Annotated in this window: 17 protein-coding genes and 2 tRNA genes; 17 read left to right on the forward strand and 2 right to left on the reverse strand. The window is 52.0% G+C overall.

Features of this window, described 5'->3' with window-relative positions:
• Nucleotides 1-36: 36 nt before the first annotated feature.
• Entirely contained in the window at nucleotides 37-1449 is a 1413-nt protein-coding gene (dacB, locus tag N7387_RS17770) for a serine-type D-Ala-D-Ala carboxypeptidase (RefSeq protein ID WP_274371290.1), read from the reverse strand.
• A 328-nt stretch (nucleotides 1450-1777) separates the two neighbouring features.
• Here dacB and greA point away from each other — a divergent pair, with 328 nt between their 5' ends.
• Nucleotides 1778-2254, forward strand: coding sequence for a transcription elongation factor GreA (gene greA, locus N7387_RS17775; protein WP_015422313.1), 477 nt, complete (start codon nucleotides 1778-1780; stop codon nucleotides 2252-2254).
• 199 nt (nucleotides 2255-2453) lie between these two features.
• Here greA and yhbY read toward each other — a convergent pair whose 3' ends face one another.
• Complete coding sequence (gene yhbY / locus N7387_RS17780; protein WP_004234544.1) at nucleotides 2454-2747, reverse strand: ribosome assembly RNA-binding protein YhbY; 294 nt, start codon at nucleotides 2745-2747, stop codon at nucleotides 2454-2456.
• A gap of 158 nt (nucleotides 2748-2905) precedes the next feature.
• Between yhbY and rlmE the strand changes: the two genes are divergently transcribed.
• From rlmE to N7387_RS17860, 16 genes are all read left to right on the forward strand, one after another.
• Complete coding sequence (gene rlmE / locus N7387_RS17785; protein ID WP_279800524.1) at nucleotides 2906-3535, forward strand: 23S rRNA (uridine(2552)-2'-O)-methyltransferase RlmE; 630 nt, start codon at nucleotides 2906-2908, stop codon at nucleotides 3533-3535.
• Nucleotides 3536-3583: 48 nt separating this feature from the next.
• The gene (gene ftsH / locus N7387_RS17790) at nucleotides 3584-5533 is read left to right on the forward strand and encodes an ATP-dependent zinc metalloprotease FtsH (RefSeq protein WP_025152371.1); all 1950 of its coding nucleotides are present in this window, start codon (nucleotides 3584-3586) and stop codon (nucleotides 5531-5533) included.
• Between the two features lie 140 nt (nucleotides 5534-5673).
• On the forward strand, nucleotides 5674-6522 hold the full coding sequence (folP, locus tag N7387_RS17795) for a dihydropteroate synthase (RefSeq protein WP_279800525.1): 849 nt from the start codon (nucleotides 5674-5676) through the stop codon (nucleotides 6520-6522).
• Nucleotides 6515-7849: a phosphoglucosamine mutase gene (glmM, locus tag N7387_RS17800; protein ID WP_004241391.1), complete on the forward strand. Its 1335-nt coding sequence runs from the start codon at nucleotides 6515-6517 to the stop codon at nucleotides 7847-7849. The genes folP and glmM overlap by 8 nt, the downstream gene beginning before the upstream one ends.
• 244 nt (nucleotides 7850-8093) lie before the next feature.
• Nucleotides 8094-8432 carry a preprotein translocase subunit SecG gene (secG, locus tag N7387_RS17805; protein ID WP_025152374.1) on the forward strand — a complete coding sequence of 113 codons (339 nt, stop codon included), beginning with the start codon at nucleotides 8094-8096 and terminating at the stop codon, nucleotides 8430-8432.
• 81 nt (nucleotides 8433-8513) lie between these two features.
• Nucleotides 8514-8603 (forward strand) — tRNA-Leu (locus N7387_RS17810).
• A 57-nt stretch (nucleotides 8604-8660) separates the two neighbouring features.
• Nucleotides 8661-8737, forward strand: a tRNA-Met gene (locus N7387_RS17815).
• A 197-nt stretch (nucleotides 8738-8934) separates the two neighbouring features.
• Nucleotides 8935-9387, forward strand: coding sequence for a ribosome maturation factor RimP (gene rimP, locus N7387_RS17820; protein WP_004241392.1), 453 nt, complete (start codon nucleotides 8935-8937; stop codon nucleotides 9385-9387).
• 26 nt (nucleotides 9388-9413) lie between these two features.
• Complete coding sequence (nusA, locus tag N7387_RS17825; protein ID WP_004234558.1) at nucleotides 9414-10925, forward strand: transcription termination factor NusA; 1512 nt, start codon at nucleotides 9414-9416, stop codon at nucleotides 10923-10925.
• A gap of 21 nt (nucleotides 10926-10946) precedes the next feature.
• Nucleotides 10947-13679 carry a translation initiation factor IF-2 gene (infB, locus tag N7387_RS17830; RefSeq protein WP_279800527.1) on the forward strand — a complete coding sequence of 911 codons (2733 nt, stop codon included), beginning with the start codon at nucleotides 10947-10949 and terminating at the stop codon, nucleotides 13677-13679.
• A 72-nt stretch (nucleotides 13680-13751) separates the two neighbouring features.
• Nucleotides 13752-14162, forward strand: coding sequence for a 30S ribosome-binding factor RbfA (gene rbfA / locus N7387_RS17835; RefSeq protein ID WP_262859298.1), 411 nt, complete (start codon nucleotides 13752-13754; stop codon nucleotides 14160-14162).
• On the forward strand, nucleotides 14162-15106 hold the full coding sequence (gene truB / locus N7387_RS17840; protein ID WP_025152376.1) for a tRNA pseudouridine(55) synthase TruB: 945 nt from the start codon (nucleotides 14162-14164) through the stop codon (nucleotides 15104-15106). Before rbfA ends, truB begins: the two co-directional genes overlap by 1 nt.
• A 121-nt stretch (nucleotides 15107-15227) precedes the next feature.
• Nucleotides 15228-15497: a 30S ribosomal protein S15 gene (gene rpsO, locus N7387_RS17845; RefSeq protein ID WP_025152377.1), complete on the forward strand. Its 270-nt coding sequence runs from the start codon at nucleotides 15228-15230 to the stop codon at nucleotides 15495-15497.
• 226 nt (nucleotides 15498-15723) lie between these two features.
• Entirely contained in the window at nucleotides 15724-17880 is a 2157-nt protein-coding gene (gene pnp / locus N7387_RS17850; RefSeq protein WP_262859297.1) for a polyribonucleotide nucleotidyltransferase, read from the forward strand.
• 122 nt (nucleotides 17881-18002) lie between these two features.
• Nucleotides 18003-18890 (forward strand): lipoprotein NlpI, encoded by an 888-nt coding sequence (nlpI, locus tag N7387_RS17855; protein ID WP_004234572.1) that lies wholly within the window; start codon nucleotides 18003-18005, stop codon nucleotides 18888-18890.
• A gap of 172 nt (nucleotides 18891-19062) precedes the next feature.
• Nucleotides 19063-20967, forward strand: coding sequence for a DEAD/DEAH family ATP-dependent RNA helicase (locus tag N7387_RS17860; RefSeq protein ID WP_279800528.1), 1905 nt, complete (start codon nucleotides 19063-19065; stop codon nucleotides 20965-20967).
• Nucleotides 20968-20977: the final 10 nt, after the last annotated feature.

Consider the following 20977-nt stretch of genomic DNA (forward strand, 5'->3'; position numbering starts at 1 on the left):
CTGACGGGGTTTTTATTGTCGTTAGTTTTCAGCAACTCAGTAATTCCGGTATAAATCCTTATACAAATGCCCTTCAAAGCGAACCAGCGGCACACGGCGGCTGCGCTGCTGGGCAGGCGGGACGGCATAAGCGGAAATAAACTGCACGAACGCAATACGCTGTCCGCTGGCGGTGGTGAGGAAGCCGGCCAGATTATAGACGCCCTGCAATGAACCGGTTTTGGCGGAGAGCTTGCCGTTAACGCCCGCTTCTGTCAGACCACCACGGTATTGCAGTGTGCCGTCATAACCGGAGAGCGGCAGCATTTTGATAAATTGCAGCTGATCATCATGTTTGGCAATAAACTGCAGCACTTCCATCATGGTCGCCGGGGTGATCAGGTTGTGACGGGATAATCCGGAGCCATCCACCATCACGGTATTACCCATATCAATACCGGCTTTCTCTTTCAGTACCTGACGGACGGCCTGCTGGCCGGAACGCCAGGTGCCCGGCACGCCGTAATAGCTGCGGCCGATGGTGCGGAAAACTTCATCGGCAATCATATTGTCGGATTTTTTCAGCATTTTGGTCAGCAGGGCATGCAGCGGGGCGGATTGGGTCTGTATCAGCACGGTGCCCGGTTGTTCCGGGTGAGTCTGACGGCGGACAGTGCCGCTCAGGGTGATCCCCGCATGGATCAGTTCATTTTTGACGATAGCCCCGGCGTAACTTGCGCCGTTCTGCACACCGAATGCCAGCGGCAGCGGTTCACTGCGCTGATTCATACAGCCGGTGATGGTATAGCGGTTCAGTTCACCCGGTACCACATCCAGCTCACAGAAACGGCCTTCGGCAGAGCCGCGCTCCAGGGTTTTGACTTCACTGAACATGGTGACCGGGTAATAATCCGCCGTGCGGATATACGCGGTATCACCGGGTTTATCACCGGGGTGCAGTGTTACTGAAAAGCAGTTGCGGTCGATGATCGCGGCACCCGGCGGAGCGCTGAAGCACTGGGTTAAATCATTCCATACCCAGCCCGGTGCTTTGTCATGACTGGCAAAGGCAGAGATATCGATCACCAGGTCACCGTCAATGGCCTGTACCCCGGCTTTGCGCAGTTCATTGACCATATTGCGGATCTGCTGACGGGTAAGGGTCGGATCACCGGTAAAACGGGTGATTAAATCCCCTTTCAGGGTGGTGCCCTCAACATGCCCTTTGGTTTCCAGACTGGTGGTAAAGCGGAAATCCGGCCCCAGCTGCAACAATGCGGCAAGCGCCGTCACCACTTTCTGGGTACTGGCGGGCAGTGCCATCTGCTGCCCCTGATATTCCACGATTGGCTGAGAATCACCCACCCTTTGTGCAATCATTGCCAGGTTTGTACCGGCAGGCAGATATTGGGTATATTGTTCGACCGGGGTGGCTGCCGCACCGGCGGCCAGTAATACTGACAATCCCATTGCATACGTGAGCCGGGTAAAAACATTCATTGAGCGACCTATCCATCACAATACGGGGTGAGAGCCCGTTATACTAAAGCCACGGACCGGTAAAAGTAAACGATGACCCGCATTGCGCTCCGGGATAGAATACCGGAACAGGATTTCAGTTCAGCCCGCGCGGACAACGCGTCAACCGCGCTGACAGCATCCGCAGTGCGATGGCCGTATCAGCGCAGATTTACATGGTTTTACTTAATAGTAGTGTGCCACATAAGGCGCATAAGGTACTGTTATCGTTTAATCAGGATGATATGACTATTACTTAGGAATGATTCAGAGGTAGAGAATGAAACAAATCCCTATGACGGTACGCGGCGCAGACCAACTGCGTGAAGAATTAGAATTTCTCAAAAATGAGCGCCGTCCGAAAATTATCGCTGATATCGCGGAAGCCCGCGAGCACGGCGATCTGAAAGAAAACGCAGAATATCATGCAGCCCGTGAGCAGCAGGGCTTCTGTGAAGGCCGTATTCAGGAGATCGAAGCCAAGCTCTCCAATGCGCAGGTGATTGATGTCACCAAAATGACCAATAATGGCCGGATTATTTTTGGTGCGACGGTGACCGTTTTTAACGTCGCAACGGATGAAGAGCAGACATACCGCATCGTGGGTGATGATGAGGCTGATATCAAATCAAACCTGCTGTCAGTGAACTCCCCGATTGCCCGCGGCCTTATCGGCAAAGAGGTGGATGACGTGGTTGTTATCCAGACACCGGGCGGTGAAGTGGAATATGAAGTCATCAATGTGGAATACCTGTAAGCAGTGCCGTAAAAAAACAGCACAATACGGATATTTCATCAGAAAAATGCAGTGAAAGGCGTTTTTACTGAACTTTACATTCGGGCGGCTGAGCGCTGAGGCTGCCGGGATAGGAAGAAAATCTGAAAGGAATGCCACCGGCCGGACGATATCGTCAGAAATCATCTGCCGGTGGCATTTTTTTATAAATATGCAATTATCATTTAGGTAAAATGATCTTTCGGGCTTCCGACGGACGGTAGAGCACCAGAATTTTACCGATAATCTGCACATTGTAAGCACCGGTTTCACGCACAATCGCATCAGCGATCAAGGTTTTCATTTCACGGTCTTCGCCCGCGATTTTAACTTTGATAAGCTCATGATGTGTAAGAGCGACTTCCGTTTCTGCGAGTACGCCTTCAGTCAGCCCGTTGTTGCCAATCATGACAACCGGGTTCAGATGATGAGCGAGCGCTTTCAGGTGCTGGACTTGTTTTTTAGTGAGGTTCATCGTTTTTTTTGCTTAATAACTATTGAAAACGGTGTATTCTACCGCCATATCATGCTTATCACCATCATTAGGTGAGGAGTACTGTCTGCGGTAACGGGACTTTTGTCCGGTTATGCGAAAAAACTGAGTCAGAAATAACAGGTTAGTCGGAAAACACAATGGCCAATAAAAAACGTTCAGCAAGCTCCGGGCGCTGGTTACAGGAACATTTTAGTGATAAATATGTTCAGATGGCGCAAAAAAAGGGGCTTCGCTCTCGTGCCTGGTTTAAGCTCGAAGAAATTCAGCAGGGCGATAATATTTTCAGACCGGGCATGACTATTGTGGATCTGGGTGCTGCACCCGGCGGCTGGTCACAATATGCTGTTAATCACATCGGTCAGTCCGGGCGTGTCATTGCCTGTGACCTGTTACCGATGGATCCCATCGTCGGCGTGGATTTCCTTCAGGGCGATTTCCGTGACGAAAACGTGCTCAATGCTCTGCTGGAGCGCGTGGGGGATAAAAAAGTCCAGGTTGTTATGTCAGACATGGCACCAAATATGAGCGGAACACCGGCTGTTGATATTCCGCGCGCGATGTATCTGGTTGAGCTGGCACTTGATATGTGCCGTTCTGTTCTGGCACCGGGGGGCAGTTTTATTGTTAAAGTCTTTCAGGGAGATGGCTTTGACGAGTACCTCCGGGAGGTTCGTTCCCTGTTCACGAAAGTGAAAATCCGTAAACCCGATGCTTCGCGGGCCCGATCGCGTGAAGTATACATTGTAGCGACAGGGTGGAAAGTGTAGTACCCTGTGCGTTATTTGTTAACACAGATGTAATAAGAGGTTAATCCCTTGAGTGACATGGCGAAAAACCTAATTCTCTGGCTGGTCATCGCAGTAGTGCTGATGTCGTTGTTCCAGAGTTTTGGCCCAGGCGATTCAAACAGTCGTAAGGTGGACTACTCTACCTTCATCACTGAGTTAGCACAGGATCAGGTGCGCGAAGTCCGTATTTCCAATCGTGATCTTAACGTCAGTAAAAAAGACGGCTCCAAATACACGACGTACCTGCCGATGCAGGACAATCAGCTGCTTAACACCATGCTGAACAAAAACGTCACTGTGGTCGGTGAACCACCGGAAGAGCCGGGTATCCTGACAACCATTTTCATTTCCTGGTTCCCGATGCTGCTGTTAGTCGGCGTCTGGATCTTCTTTATGCGCCAGATGCAGGGCGGCGGCGGTAAAGGTGCGATGTCCTTCGGCAAAAGTAAGGCTCGCATGCTGACCGAAGATCAGATCAAAACCACCTTTGCGGATGTGGCCGGTTGTGATGAGGCCAAAGAAGAAGTCGGCGAGCTGGTGGAGTATCTGCGTGAGCCGAGCCGCTTCCAGAAACTCGGCGGTAAAATTCCGAAAGGTATTCTGATGGTGGGGCCGCCGGGTACCGGTAAAACATTGCTGGCAAAAGCCATTGCCGGTGAGGCGAAAGTCCCGTTCTTCACCATTTCCGGTTCTGACTTCGTCGAAATGTTCGTGGGTGTGGGTGCGTCCCGTGTCCGTGATATGTTCGAACAGGCGAAGAAAGCCGCACCATGTATCATCTTTATCGATGAAATCGACGCCGTCGGCCGTCAGCGTGGTGCGGGTCTGGGCGGTGGTCATGATGAACGTGAGCAGACACTGAACCAGATGCTGGTTGAGATGGATGGTTTCGAAGGTAACGAAGGTATTATCGTTATCGCGGCAACCAACCGTCCGGATGTGCTTGACCCTGCGTTACTGCGTCCGGGCCGTTTCGACCGTCAGGTCGTGGTCGGTCTGCCGGATGTACGCGGCCGTGAGCAAATCCTGAAAGTGCATATGCGCCGTGTGCCGTTATCGCCGGACGTTGAACCGTCTGTGCTGGCACGTGGTACACCGGGCTTCTCCGGTGCGGATCTCGCTAACCTGGTGAACGAAGCTGCGCTGTTTGCGGCACGCGGTAATAAACGCGTTGTGACCATGGTCGAGTTCGAAAAAGCAAAAGATAAAATCATGATGGGTGCGGAACGCCGCTCTATGGTGATGACAGAAGAGCAGAAAGCCTCGACTGCCTACCATGAAGCCGGTCACGCGATCATCGGTCGTCTGGTGCCGGAGCATGACCCGGTACACAAAGTGACCATTATTCCGCGCGGACGTGCGCTGGGTGTGACTTTCTTCTTACCGGAAGGGGATCAGATCAGTGCCAGCCGTCAGAAACTTGAAAGTCAGATTTCCACCCTGTACGGCGGTCGTCTGGCGGAAGAGATTATCTACGGGCCGGAAAATGTGTCCACAGGCGCATCCAATGACATCAAAGTGGCAACGAACATTGCCCGTAACATGGTGACACAGTGGGGCTTCTCCGAAAAACTGGGGCCGTTACTGTATGCGGATGAAGACGGTGAAGTATTCTTAGGCCGTTCTGTGTCAAAAGCACAGCACATGTCTGATGAAACTGCCCGGACTATCGATGAGGAAATCCGCGGGATTATTGAGCGTAACTACAAACGTGCGCGTCAGATCCTGATGGATAACCTCGATATCCTGCACACCATGAAAGATGCATTAATGAAATATGAAACCATTGATGCACCACAGATTGATGATCTGATGAACCGTGTGCCGGTCCGTGAACCAGCGGGCTGGGAAGGTGACAAGCCGAAAGCGGATACCCGTCCGCCGGAAAGCAGTAACCAGGTTCCGGTTCAGGAAGCACCTGAATCATCAGATGACAACAATGCTGCGCCGTCTGAAGACGACAATAAGCAGTCATAATTCATCATTCAGTGGTATGAAGCAGTAATGTGAAAAACCCGGCGGAAAATCTGCCGGGTTTTTTTATATCTTTATCCCGCCGGAGTCAGGCATTACAATCACCTCACGATTGAAATAATAAACAGTAAGAAGGCCGGATTATGAAACTTACCGCACGCGGTCAGACACTTTCACTGACAACGCCGCAGGTGATGGGGATCCTCAATGTGACCCCGGATTCATTCTCAGACGGCGGTACACATAACACCCCCGCCAAAGCACTGGAACATGCCCGGAAAATGATTGCGGAAGGCGCGACGATCATTGATATCGGCGGTGAATCCACCCGTCCCGGCGCGGCGGAAGTCAGTCCGGAGCAGGAAGCGGAGCGGGTTATCCCGGTTGTGACAGCGATTGCCCGTGAGTCAGATGTCTGGATTTCAGTGGATACCTCAAAAGCGCTGGTGATCCGCGAAGCCGCAAATGCAGGGGCTCATATTCTCAATGATATCCGGTCATTCAGTGAGCCGGGGGCCTTACAGGCGGCGGCACAGAGCGGTCTGCCGGTTTGTGTGATGCATATGCAGGGAGAACCGCGTACCATGCAGCAGGCACCGCACTATCAGAACGTGGTGCGTGAGGTATATACGTACCTTGAAGCACAGGTGGCGCGTTGTTTGGCGGCCGGCATTGAAAAAAATCACATAATTCTCGATCCGGGCTTCGGTTTCGGGAAAACACTGGCGCATAATTATCAGTTATTGGATAAATTAGACCTGTTTCATCACCTGGGATTACCGGTTCTCGCCGGTATGTCACGAAAATCTATGATTGGCCAGCTGATGGATATTCCCCCGGATGAACGGGTTGCCGGCAGCGTGGCCTGTGCGGTGATTGCCGCGATGAAAGGTGTGCAGATTATCCGTGTCCATGATGTGAAAGAAACTGTCCAGGCCATGAAAGTGGTGGAAGCAACCCGTTTAGCGAAGGAAACAAACGACAATGAGTGATCGCAAATACTTTGGTACTGATGGCATCCGCGGAAAAGTGGGTGACAGCCCGATTACCCCTGATTTTGTGCTCAAACTGGGCTGGGCGGCCGGAAAAGTGCTGGCACGTCACGGCTCACGTAAAATTATTATCGGTAAAGATACCCGTATTTCCGGCTATATGCTGGAATCCGCCCTGGAAGCCGGGCTTGCCGCCGCCGGGTTATCCGCCTCATTTACCGGCCCGATGCCGACACCGGCGGTCGCGTATCTGACCCGAACTTTCCGTGCCGAAGCGGGTATTGTTATCTCCGCCTCTCACAACCCGTATTATGACAACGGCATCAAATTCTTCTCCATTGACGGCACCAAGCTGCCGGATCACGTGGAAGAAGCGATTGAAGCCGAAATGGAAAAACCACTGACCTGTGTGGAATCCGCCGAACTGGGGCGTGCAAACCGTATTGTGGATGCCGCCGGTCGTTATATTGAATTCTGTAAAGGCACATTCCCGAACGAGCAGAGCCTGAACGGGCTGAAAATGGTGATCGACTGCGCACACGGCGCAACTTATCACATTGCACCGAACGTCCTGAGTGAACTGGGCGCGGAAGTCATTGCAATCGGCTGTGATCCGAACGGTATCAACATTAACGAAAAATGTGGTGCAACGGATGTCCGTCAGTTACAGGAACGTGTTCTCGCTGAAGGCGCACACGTCGGTCTGGCGTTTGACGGTGACGGTGACCGCCTGATCATGGTGGATCACCTGGGTGAGAAAGTGGACGGCGACCAGATCCTGTTTATCATTGCCCGGGAAGCACTGCGTCAGGGACAACTGCGCGGTGGTGCTGTCGGCACACTGATGAGTAACATGGGGCTGGAGCTGGCGCTGAAACAGCTGGGTATTCCGTTTGAGCGCGCGAAAGTCGGCGACCGTTACGTGCTCGAAAAACTCCAGGAAAAAGGCTGGCGTCTGGGCGCGGAAAACTCCGGTCATATCATTCTGCTGGATAAAACCACCACCGGAGACGGTATCGTGGCCGGTCTTCAGGTACTGAGTGCCATGGTACGCAACAACATGAGCCTGCATGACCTGTGCAGCGGTATGAAACTGCTGCCGCAGGTGCTGGTGAACGTCCGTTTTGCCGGTCAGCACGACCCGCTGGCAAGCGAAGAAGTCACCCGTGTGGCACAGGAAGTGGAAAAAGAGCTGAACGGCAAAGGCCGTGTGCTGCTGCGTAAATCCGGTACTGAACCACTGATCCGTGTGATGGTGGAAGGGGAAGATGAAGCGCAGGTCACTGCAATGGCAAACCGCATTGCAGACGCGGTGAAACGCGTGTAATTATTTATGATGTGTATGGCAGAGCCGGAAAAACTGATTGCGGTTTTCCCCCGGCTCTGTCAGAATCCGGCCCTTATTGTTGTTTTTTTCCGCAACCGATGCACCGGGCTTAAAATAGACTTGCGCGCGTGCGTTTGTTTGGTTAGTATTCTGACCCGCTCAGTAAGGTAATCAGGTTTACCGGTGAGTGTGCAGATTGATACCGAATCAGTCGGTATACCGTACGAGGAATAGGTACACGTTTATGTATACAGCTCTCTTAGTCGTTTTTTTACTTGTTGCGATCGCCTTAGTCGGCATGATCTTAATGCAGCAGGGGAAAGGTGCGGACATGGGTGCTTCGTTCGGTGCAGGCGCATCTGCAACACTGTTTGGTTCTTCGGGTTCAGGTAACTTCATGACCCGTACCACAGGCATTTTAGCAACACTGTTTTTTGTACTGAGTTTAATCCTGGGCAACATGACCAGCAATAAAACCGGTACAGGCAGCAAGTTTGATAATCTCGCTCAGCCGGTGCAGACAGAACAGAAAACAGATGTTCCCGCAGCACCAGCAGCTCCTAACAGCGATATTCCGCGCTGATTGTTGCAAGTCTGAAGTAGAAAGTTTTAAACGGGATTGATACACACCATCAGTCAGTCCCGTAAAAAAGAGCAGTTCAGTGCCGAGGTGGTGAAATTGGTATACACGCTACCTTGAGGTGGTAGTGCCTACAAAACGGGCGTACGGGTTCAAGTCCCGTCCTCGGCACCATTTAGTTTCACACTTGCGTTTTGCAGGTGATCAGCGTAGAATTTTTCACGTTTCGAACGCGGGATGGAGCAGCATGGTAGCTCGTCGGGCTCATAACCCGAAGGTCGTCGGTTCAAATCCGGCTCCCGCAACCACTTCTTTATAACAAATCGTTTTTTCCAATGTTGATTGTATCAACAACTCTTACGTTATCCCTGATTTGGAAAAAAGATTAAGAAGTGTGATGTACACAGGGTCCAGTTGCATAAAGCCCCGAAATTTCGGGGTTTTTTGTTATCAGTCAACAGAGATACTGGGCGTTATGCCCTTTTTTTATGTCCCGGGGGTGGTCTTGTCCACATTAGAGCAGAAATTAACAGAGATGGTCACTGCACCTGTCGAAGCACTCGGTTTTGAGCTTGTCGGCGTGGAGTTTATCCGCGGCCGCGTGTCAACACTGCGTATTTTTATTGATAGTGAAGAGGGTATCACTGTTGATGATTGCGCGGACGTGAGCCACCAGGTCAGTGCCGTTCTTGATGTTGAAGATCCTATTACAACCGTTTATAACCTTGAGGTTTCGTCTCCGGGTATGGAGCGTCCGTTATTTACGGCAGAACATTATCAGCGGTTTACCGGTGAGGAAGTCTCACTGACGTTACGAATCGCAATGCAGAACCGTCGCAGATGGCAGGGTATTATCAAAGCCGTTGACGGTGAAATGATCACGGTTACAGTGGATGGCAAAGACGAAGTGTTCGCACTTGGCAACATCCAGAAAGCTAACCTGGTACCCCACTTTTAATATAAAGTTCAAAAGAGGCAACTAGGATGAATAAAGAAATTCTGGCTGTTGTTGAGGCAGTTTCTAACGAAAAATCGCTTCCTCGTGAGAAAATTTTTGAGGCTCTGGAAACTGCGCTGGCAACCGCCACCAAGAAAAAATACGAACAGGAAATTGATGTTCGTGTTGAAATCGACCGTAAATCCGGTGATTTTGATACCTTCCGCCGCTGGATGGTGGTAGAAGAAGTCACTCAGCCGACCCGTGAAATCACACTGGAAGCGGCTGATTATGAAACGCCGGGCATTCAGTTAGGCGAATATATCGAAGATCAGATTGAATCTGTCACCTTCGACCGTATCACCACTCAGACCGCAAAACAGGTTATCGTACAGAAAGTACGTGAAGCCGAGCGTGCGATGGTGGTTGATCAGTTCCGCGAGCAGCAGGGCGAAATCATCACCGGTGTGGTGAAAAAAGTGAACCGCGAAAACATTACCCTCGATCTGGGGAATAATGCGGAAGCGGTCATTATGCGCGAAGATATGCTGCCGCGTGAGAACTTCCGTCCGGGTGACCGTATCCGCGGAGTTCTGTATGATGTTCGTCCGGAAGCCCGTGGTGCACAATTATTTGTGACCCGCTCCCGTCCGGAAATGCTGGTCGAATTATTTAAAATCGAAGTGCCGGAAATCGGCGAAGAGATTATTGAAATTAAAGCGGCTGCCCGTGATCCCGGTTCCCGTGCGAAAATCGCGGTGAAAACCAATGACAAACGCATCGACCCCGTCGGGGCATGTGTGGGAATGCGCGGCGCCCGCGTTCAGGCCGTTTCCGGTGAGTTGGGCGGCGAGCGGATTGATATCGTGTTGTGGGATGACAACCCGGCGCAATTCGTGATTAATGCAATGGCTCCGGCAGATGTTGCATCCATTGTTGTCGATGAAGACAAATGCACAATGGACGTTGCTGTTGAAAGCAGCAACCTTGCACAGGCCATTGGCCGTAACGGCCAGAATGTGCGTCTCGCTGCACAACTGCTGAAAAAACATCGTGGTGATGACAAATGGGAACTGAACGTCATGACTGCGGAGGAACTTAACGCGAAACACCAGGCGGAAGCACACGCTTCCATTGAAACTTTTGTTAAGCATCTCGACATCGATGAAGATTTCGCAACTTTATTAGTGGAAGAAGGTTTCTCCACACTGGAAGAACTGGCGTATGTGCCGGTCAGCGAACTTCTGGAAATCGACGGCCTCGAAGAGGAAACCGTTGAAGTTCTGCGCGAACGTGCAAAAGCCGCTTTAACAACGCTCGAACTGGCACAGAAAGAGAGCCAGTCAGGTACCACACCGGCGGATGATTTGTTAAACCTTGAAGGCATGGACCGCACACTGGCATTCACCCTGGCTTCCCGTGGTATTTGTACCCTTGAAGATCTCGCAGAGCAGGGTATCGATGACCTCACAGATATCGAAGGTCTGAATGATGAGAAAGCAGGTGAACTCATTATGGCAGCGCGTAATATCTGTTGGTTTGGCGACGATGCATCTTAATTTGTAGCGGGAAGGAGCAGCATGACAGAATCGGTAAAATCACTGGCAGACGAAATTCAGACTTCCGTAGAGCGCCTGGTACAGCAGTTTGCTGATGCCGGCATCAAAAAAACGGCGTCTGATAACGTTTCCCAGCAAGAGAAAGAGGCCCTGCTGGCCCATCTGAACCGCGAACAGGGCGGGGCAAGTCAGCCGGGTAAATTAACACTTCAGCGCAAAACTCGCAGTACGCTGAGTGTTCCGGTAACCGGTGGCAAGAGCAAATCGGTTAATATTGAAGTCCGCAAAAAACGCACATATGTAAACCGCGATGCCGCTGAACAGGCAAAAGCCGCGGAAGAGCAGGCACAGCGTGAAGCGGAAGAGCAGGCAAGACGCGAAGCTGAAGAGCAGGCCCGTCGTGAAGCCGAAGAAAAAGCTAAACAAGAGGCGCAAGCCAAACGTGAGGCTGAAGAAAAGGCAAAACGCGAAGCGGCAGCAGCGAAAGTAACTGAACAAGCGGCAGAACCGGCTAAGCGTGAAGCAGCGGAAAAGAATAACGTGAAAGAAAATAAAGCGAAATCAGCCCCGGCGGATAGCCGGGAAAACAGCGAAAAAGTGCGCCGCGAAGCCGAAGCCGCTGAAATCAAACGCAAAGCTGAAGAAGAACAGCAGCGCAAACTTGAAGCTGAAGTAAAACGTGCTGCAGAAGAAGCGCGCCGTCTGGCCGAAGAAAACGGCGAGAAATGGTCTGCTCCTGTCAGCGAAGAAACAGAAAGTGCGGACTATCACACCACCACCTCTGCTCACGCCCGTGAAGCGGAAGATGAAAGTGATGCGAAAGTTGAAGGCGATAACCGCGGCCGCAGCCGCGGCGCGAAAAACGTCCGCCAGAAGAAAAACAACCGTCACTCTGAGAAAGCCGATCGCGAAGAAGCCCGCGCGCAACTGCCGCGCGGTAAGAAACAGCGTAAAGGCAGCTCACTGCAGCAGAGCTTTAACAAGCCGGTTGCAGCGGTTACCCGTGATGTGGTTATCGGTGAAACCATCACTGTTGGTGAGTTAGCTAACAAGATGGCGGTGAAAGGTTCTCAGGTCATTAAAACCATGATGAAGATGGGCGCGATGGCGACTATCAACCAGGTGATTGACCAGGAAACCGCGCAGCTGGTTGCCGAGGAAATGGGTCACAAAGTTATCCTGCGCCGTGAGAACGAGCTGGAAGAAGCGATCCTGAACGACCGTGACATGGGTGAAGCACAGGCTGAACCACGTGCGCCGGTTGTGACCATCATGGGTCACGTTGACCACGGTAAAACCTCATTACTGGACTATATCCGTTCCACCAAAGTCGCCTCCGGCGAAGCGGGCGGTATTACCCAGCACATCGGTGCATACCATGTGACCACCGATAAAGGCGCTATCACATTCCTGGATACCCCGGGACACGCCGCGTTTACCTCCATGCGTGCCCGTGGTGCGCAGGCAACGGATATCGTTGTTCTGGTGGTTGCAGCGGACGATGGCGTGATGCCGCAGACCATCGAAGCTATCCAGCATGCGAAAGCAGCCGGTGTGCCGGTTGTGGTTGCGGTGAACAAAATGGATAAACCGGAAGCCGATCCGGATCGCGTACGTAACGAACTGTCTCAGTACGGCATTCTCTCTGAAGAGTGGGGCGGTGACACTCAGTTCATCAGTGTTTCCGCGAAGAAAGGGACCGGTATCGACGATCTGCTCGACGCTATCCTGCTGCAGGCTGAAGTTCTCGAACTGAAAGCAGTGCGCGCCGGTATGGCGAGCGGTGTGGTTATTGAATCTTACCTCGATAAAGGCCGTGGTCCGGTCGCGACTATCCTGGTACAGAGCGGTACACTGAACAAAGGCGATATCGTCCTGTGCGGCTTTGAATACGGCCGTATCCGTGCGATGCGTAACGAACTGGGTCAGGATATCACCGAAGCGGGTCCGTCCATGCCGGTGGAAATCCTGGGTCTGTCCAACGTACCGTCTGCCGGTGATGAAGCGACTGTTGTCCGTGACGAGAAGAAAGCCCGTGAAGTGGCACTGTATCGTCAGGGTAAATTCCGCGATGTGAAACTGGCACGTCAGCAGAAAGCCAAACTGGAAAACATGTTCGCGAACATGGAAAGCGGTAAGGTTTCTGAACTGAACATCGTTCTGAAAACAGACGTACAGGGTACCTGTGAAGCTATCACCGATTCACTGATGAAACTGTCAACTGACGAAGTCAAAGTGAAAATTATCGGTTCCGGTGTCGGTGGTATTACCGAAACTGACGCCACACTGGCTGCGGCATCAAACGCGATTATCCTCGGCTTTAACGTCCGTGCGGATGCATCAGCACGCCGCCTGATTGAAAGCGAAAGCGTTGATCTGCGTTACTATTCCGTTATCTACAGCCTGATTGATGAAATCAAACAGGCAATGAGCGGGATGCTGGCGCCGGAGTTCAAACAGGAAATCATGGGTCTGGCAGAAGTCCGTGATGTGTTCCGTTCACCGAAATTCGGTGCCATCGCCGGTTGTATGGTGACGGAAGGAACGATCAAACGTAACAACCCAATCCGCGTTCTGCGTGACAACGTGGTTATCTATGAAGGTGAGCTGGAATCCCTGCGCCGCTTCAAAGATGACGTTGCTGAAGTCCGTAACGGGATGGAATGTGGTATCGGTGTCAAGAACTACAATGATGTCCGCCCGGGCGACATGATTGAAGTCTTCCAGGTGATTGAAGTTCAGCGAACTATCTGATCACCTGACGGTATGACATAACATGATATAATTGGGGGGCTTATGGCCCCCCTAATTTTCAGGAGAGAAACTATGGCGAGAGAATTCAGCCGTACTCAGCGCGTTTCACAGGAAATTCAGAAAGAAATTGCGATTATCCTGCAGCGTGAAATTAAAGATCCCCGTGTGGGGATGGCAACGGTATCCGGCGTGGATTTATCCCGCGATATGGCCTATGCCACAGTGTTTGTCACCTTTCTGAACTTTATGGATGAAGACCAGAATTCAGAGCAGGTGAAAACCGGTATCAAAGTCTTAAATGATATTTCCGGCTACATTCGTTCCCTGCTGGGGAAAGAGATGCGCTTGCGCATTATTCCGGAACTTAAATTTGAATATGACAGTTCTCTGGTCGAAGGGATGCGTATGTCCAACCTGGTGTCTGATGTGATCAAACACGACCAGGATATGCGTAAATCTGCGGACGACAAAGAGGGTAATTGATGGCACGCCGTCGTCGTGGCCGTAATATCAACGGCATTGTCCTGCTGGATAAACCGCAGGACATTTCATCCAATGATGCGTTGCAGAAGGTCCGCCGTCTGTTTAATGCCGCCAAGGCCGGTCACACCGGCGCGCTGGATCCGCTGGCGACCGGTATGCTGCCGGTCTGCCTCGGTGAAGCGACCAAATTTTCACAGTTTCTGCTGGATTCCGACAAGCGTTACCGTGTGATTGCCCGCCTGGGGCAGCGCACAGACACCTCAGACTCACAGGGTGAGGTGATCAGTGAGCGCCCGCTGACATTCACGGCGGAACAGCTTGCGGCTGCTCTGGAGTCATTCAGGGGCGATACCTTACAGGTACCGTCCATGTATTCCGCGCTCAAGCATCAGGGACGCCCGCTGTACGAATATGCCCGTAAAGGCATCACCATCGAGCGGGAAGCCCGCCCGATCACAGTGTATGAACTGTTGTTTATCCGCCATGAAGGGGATGAGCTGGAGCTGGAGATTCACTGTTCGAAAGGCACCTATATCCGCACTATTATTGATGATCTCGGTGAGAAACTCGGCTGTGGTGCGCATGTGACCATGCTGCGCCGGTTGCAGGTGGCTACGTATCCGGCAGAACGGATGGTGACACTGGAACAGCTTCAGGACATGCGCCGGGTGGCGGATGAATCAGAAACACCCCTTGAAACCGCACTGGATCCGCTGCTGCTGCCGATGGATACCGCCGTGTCTCATTTCCCGCAGGTCAATCTGACGGATGTGACCGCCGGGTATTTTAAGCTGGGGCAGCCGGTACGGGCTTCACACGATCTGGCACCGGAGACATTAACCCGCGTAACGCAGGGTGATGATGCACAGTTTATCGGCCTTGCGGTGATCAGTGAGGACGGCTTGGTGGCACCGCGCCGCCTTGTCGTGGAATACGCGGAATAAGTGCCGCCATATCTTGCGTTCAGGGCGCGGGCGGCGTAGAATAACGCGGCAATTTCCCTGAGATGCTGAATTAGAGATCGGCACTCAATTTTATTAATCAAAGTATATTTGGAGTTCTATTATGTCTCTAAGCACTGAAGCGAAAGCGAAAATTGTCGCTGATTTCGGTCGTGGCGAAAACGACACCGGTTCAAGCGAAGTTCAGATCGCGCTGCTGACTGCACAGATCAATCACCTGCAAGGTCACTTTTCTGAGCATAAAAAAGATCACCACAGCCGTCGTGGTCTGCTGCGCATGGTAGCTCAGCGTCGTAAGCTCCTGAACTATCTGAAAGGCAAAGATTTAGCAAGCTACACCTCAATTCTTGAGCGTCTGGGCCTGCGTCGCTAATTCAGACAAGTTTCAGTGGAAAGGGGCCGACGGCCCCTTTTCTTCTGAATGCGGCACATTACGCTGTTGCCGCAATAATAACGATTCTTCGGTACAGCTATTCGCGCGGCTAATGAGAGCACTTTCCGGCAACAGGAAAAGGTTGTCATTAGTCGCGAGGATGTATCTGAAGGAACCATTTCACTACTTACCCCTGCCGGGGTGAGAGACCCAGAAGGATATTATTTTGTTAAATCCGACAATCCGTAAATTCCAGTATGGTCAGCACACTGTCACTATCGAAACCGGCATGATGGCCCGTCAGGCGACAGCAGCTGTAATGGTTAACATGGACGACACTGCGGTATTCGTTACCGTTGTCGGCCAGAAAAAAATGAAACCGGGCCAGGACTTCTTCCCGCTGACCGTAAACTATCAGGAGCGTACTTACGCTGCCGGCCGTATTCCGGGGAGCTTCTTCCGCCGTGAAGGCCGTCCGGGCGAAGGCGAAACCCTGATCGCACGTCTGATTGACCGTCCGTTACGTCCGCTGTTCCCGGAAGGTTTCCTGAACGAAGTTCAGATCATCGCAACCGTGGTATCTGTGAACCCGCAGGTTAACCCTGATATCGTGGCAATGATTGGTGCTTCAGCGGCGCTGGCACTGTCCGGTATTCCGTTCAACGGCCCGATTGGTGCGGCACGTGTTGGTTTTATCAATGACCAGTATGTTCTGAACCCGACCACTGACGAATTAGCAGTAAGCAAACTGGATCTGGTTGTTGCCGGTACCAAAGGTGCGGTTCTGATGGTTGAATCAGAAGCACAGCTGCTGACTGAAGAACAAATGCTGGGTGCGGTCGTGTTCGGTCACGAGCAGCAGCAGATTGTTATCGAAAATATCAACGCACTGGCTGCTGAAGCCGGTAAACCGAAGTGGGACTGGCAGCCTGAGCCTGTTAATCAGACTCTGCATGACCGCGTTGCTGAGCTGTCTGAAAAAGCCCTGGGTGATGCTTACCGTATCACTGAGAAGCAGGATCGCTATGCGCAGGTTGATATCATTAAAGATGCTACCATCAGCGCACTGGAAGCCGAATTCGCCGCACGCGGTGAAGAGCTGACCGGCGAACTGAAACATGAAATCAGCGACATCCTGGCTGCGGTTGAGAAATCTGTTGTCCGTACCCGTGTTCTGAACGGCGAGCCGCGTATCGACGGTCGTGAAAAAGACATGGTCCGCGCACTGGATGTCCGCACCGGCGTTCTGCCGCGTACTCACGGTTCTTCTCTGTTCACCCGTGGTGAAACTCAGGCGCTGGTAACCGCAACGCTGGGTACTGCCCGTGATGCACAGACGCTGGATCAGGTGATGGGTGAAATCACTGATACCTTCCTGTTCCACTACAACTTCCCTCCGTACTGCGTGGGTGAAACCGGTATGGTCGGTTCACCGAAACGCCGCGAAATCGGTCACGGTCGTCTGGCGAAACGTGGTGTGCTGGCAGTGATGCCGTCTCAGGAAGAATTCCCGTACACCGTGCGTGTGGTGTCAGAAATCACTGAATCCAACGGTTCTTCTTCTATGGCGTCAGTCTGTGGTGCATCTCTGGCACTGATGGATGCAGGCGTTCCTGTGAAATCAGCGGTTGCCGGTATTGCAATGGGTCTGGTGAAAGAAGGCGACAAGTACGTGGTTCTGTCTGATATCCTGGGTGATGAAGACCACCTCGGCGATATGGACTTTAAAGTGGCGGGCAGCCGTGATGGTATCAGCGCCCTGCAGATGGATATCAAAATCGAAGGTATCACCAGCGAAATCATGCAGGTGGCTCTGAACCAGGCCAAAGGTGCGCGTCTGCACATCCTGGGCGTGATGGAACAGGCTATCAACTCACCACGTGCTGATATTTCTGAGTTTGCACCGCGCATCCACACCATCCGCATCAACCCGGACAAAATTAAAGACGTTATCGGTAAAGGCGGTTCTGTGATCCGTGCCCTGACCGAAGAAACCGGCACCACTATCGAAATCGAAGATGACGGTACCGTGAAGATTGCTGCAACTGACGGTGATAAAGCGAAGATGGCTATCCGCCGTATCGAAGAAATCACAGCAGAAGTGGAAGTCGGTCGTGTCTATAACGGTAAAGTTGTCCGTATCGTTGATTTCGGTGCTTTCGTGGCTATCGGCGGCGGTAAAGAAGGTCTGGTGCATATCTCTCAGATCGCTGACAAACGCGTTGAAAAAGTATCAGATTATCTGGAAATGGGTCAGGAAGTACCGGTCAAGGTACTGGAAATCGACCGTCAGGGTCGTATCCGCCTGAGCATGAAAGAAGCAGTCAGTCAGGATGCTGCACCGGCTTCGGATGCAACCCCTGATGCAAATAACGCTGAATAAAATTTGACGTAAGTCGTGGCGTCCTGTAAAAAGGGCGCCATTCGGCAAAAAAAGCAAAAATGCACTCGGTTATTGTCAGTCAGAGGATTATCCTTTCAGGGATCTGACTTCGGGAGTAGGAAATGAATTTTTTTCTGCGTTGGTGGAGCATTGCAGCTATAATTTTTATCGCAGGATGCAGCAGCGGTAAAAACTGGCACTCCGGGGATTTACTTGCAGTACCCCTGCAGCCATCATTACAGCAGGAAGTGATCCTCGCCCGAATGGAACAAATACTGGCAAGCCGGTCATTAACTGAGGACGAATACGCCCAGCTGCTTTATCAGCGTGGTGTGTTGTATGACAGCCTCGGATTGCGTGCATTGGCACGTAACGATTTTACCGTTGCGTTATCAATGCGTCCGGATATTCCGGAAATATTTAATTACCTGGGCATTTATTTTACGCAGGCAGGCAACTTTGATGCTGCCTATGAAGCGTATGATTCTGTATTAGAGCTTGATCCAACTTATAACTACGCGCGTATGAACCGCGGTATTGCCCTGTATTACGGGGGCCGGTATCCGGTGGCGCGGGATGATTTGCTGGCGTTTTATCAGGATGATCCAAACGATCCGTTCCGCTCGCTGTGGCTTTATCTCGTCGATAAAGAGATAGATCCAAAGAAAGCACTGACCGATTTACGTCAGCGCTATCAGCAGGCGAAAGGCGGACAATGGGGCTGGAATATTGCTGAATTCTATCTCGGCGACATCAGTGAAAAGACACTGCTTGATCGGCTGAAGGAATTCTCAACGGATAACACTTCGCTCGCTGAACATCTCAGTGAAACCTACTTCTATTTAGGTAAATACTACCTGAGTCTGGGGGATACGGACAGCGCTGAAACGCTGTTCAAGCTGACGGTTGCCAACAACGCACACAATTTCGTTGAGCACCGCTACGCATTGTTGGAATTAGCTCTGTTAGGTGATGAAGAACAGGACCTGACGGATTCAGATCCACAATAGCTGACGAACACACTTCAACCCGTTAATTTTTCACCATTACGAAAGTGATGGGGGGATTTTTGTTCGTTTTATAATTTTATTTGAGCCAGTTCACACTTTTAAATGAAAACAACCGACATGCTTTCCGATGGGTTGTGTAGACTGGCCGCCATTTTGTATGAGGCACCTTTACATGACCACTGAGACTGAAATCTCTTTTGCTGACATTGGTTTATCAGCTGATATTTTGACTGCACTGGACGACCTGGGCTACGAAAAGCCGTCCCCGATCCAGCAACAATGTATTCCGCACCTGCTTGCCGGACGTGATGTCCTCGGTATGGCACAGACAGGTAGTGGTAAAACGGCGGCATTCGGCCTGCCGTTACTGAACAATATTGATCCGAACCTGAGAGCACCACAGATCCTGGTGCTGGCACCGACCCGTGAATTAGCGGTTCAGGTTGCGGAAGCCTGTACTGATTTCTCCAAACATATGCGTAACGTGAATGTGGTCGCCCTGTACGGCGGTCAGCGTTATGACGTCCAGTTACGTGCTCTGCGTCAGGGACCACAAGTGGTTGTCGGGACGCCGGGCCGTCTGCTGGATCACTTAAAACGCGGTACCCTGGATTTATCCAACCTGAAAGGTCTGGTACTGGACGAAGCAGATGAAATGCTGCGCATGGGCTTCATCGAAGACGTTGAAACCATCATGAGTCAGATCCCGGCAAATCACCAGACCGCGCTGTTCTCTGCAACCATGCCGGAAGCTATCCGCCGCATTACCCGTCGTTTCATGAAAGATCCGCAGGAAGTGCGCATTCAGAGCAGCGTGACTACCCGTCCGGACATCAGCCAGAGCTACTGGACTGCTTACGGCGCACGTAAGAGTGAAGCACTGGTCCGTTTCCTGGAAGCGGAAGATTTTGATGCGGCGATTATCTTCGTCCGTACCAAAAATGCGACCCTGGAAGTGGCAGAAACGCTGGAGCGTAACGGGTACAACAGCGCAGCACTGAACGGTGACATGAACCAGGCACTGCGTGAGCAGACACTGGAGCGCCTGAAAGACGGTCGTCTGGACATTCTGATTGCAACAGACGTTGCTGCCCGTGGTCTGGACGTTGAGCGTATCAGCCTGGTTGTTAACTACGATATCCCGATGGATGCGGAATCCTACGTTCACCGTATCGGCCGTACCGGTCGTGCGGGTCGTGCCGGCCGTGCTCTGCTGTTCGTTGAAAACCGTGAACGCCGCCTGCTGCGCAACATTGAACGCACCATGAAACTGACCATCCCTGAGGTAGAATTACCGGATGCAGAGATGATCAGCCAGCGCCGCCAGGAAAAATTTGCTGCCACTATCCATGCAGAAATGGAAAGCAGCAACCTGGATCAGTATCGTGCACTGCTGAAAAAACTGGTTCCGGCAGACAGCGATGAGTCTGACGCAGATATCGATATGGAAACTCTGGCTGCTGTTCTGCTGAAAATGGCAGAAGGTGAGCGCAAACTGATCCTGCCACCGGATGCACCACGCCGTCCGCGCCGTGAGTTCAACGATCGTGATGATCGCCGCCGCAATGACCGTAACGACCGTTTCGGCGATCGTCCTGAGCGTGGTGATCGTCCGCGCCGTGAACGCCGTGACGTGGGTGATATGGAACTGTACCGCATTGAAGTGGGCCGTACCGATGGTGTTGAAGTCCGTCACATTGTGGGCGCGATTGCTAACGAAGGGGATATCAACAGCCGTTACATCGGTAACATCAAACTGTTTGATACTCACTCAACTATCGAATTACCGAAAGGTATGCCGACGGATCTGTTACAGCACTTCACCCGTACCCGTGTGATGAACAAGCCGATGAACATGACATTAGTCGGTGATGCGAAGCCGTTCAACCGTGAACGCCGCAGCGGCGGTAATGACCGTGGTGGTAACGGCGGCCGCAGTTTCGGTGGTGGTAACCGCCGCGACGGCGAGCGTTCTGACCGTGGTAACAGCGATCGCCGTCCGCAGGGCGAGCGCCGCAACTTCCGCCGTGAAGACGGAAATTCCGCACCGCGCCGTCGCACCAATAATGACGCATAATTGATTCTCT

Origin of the sequence: Morganella sp. GD04133, from assembly GCF_029835375.1 — a bacterium.
GTDB lineage: Bacteria > Pseudomonadota > Gammaproteobacteria > Enterobacterales > Enterobacteriaceae > Morganella > Morganella morganii_B.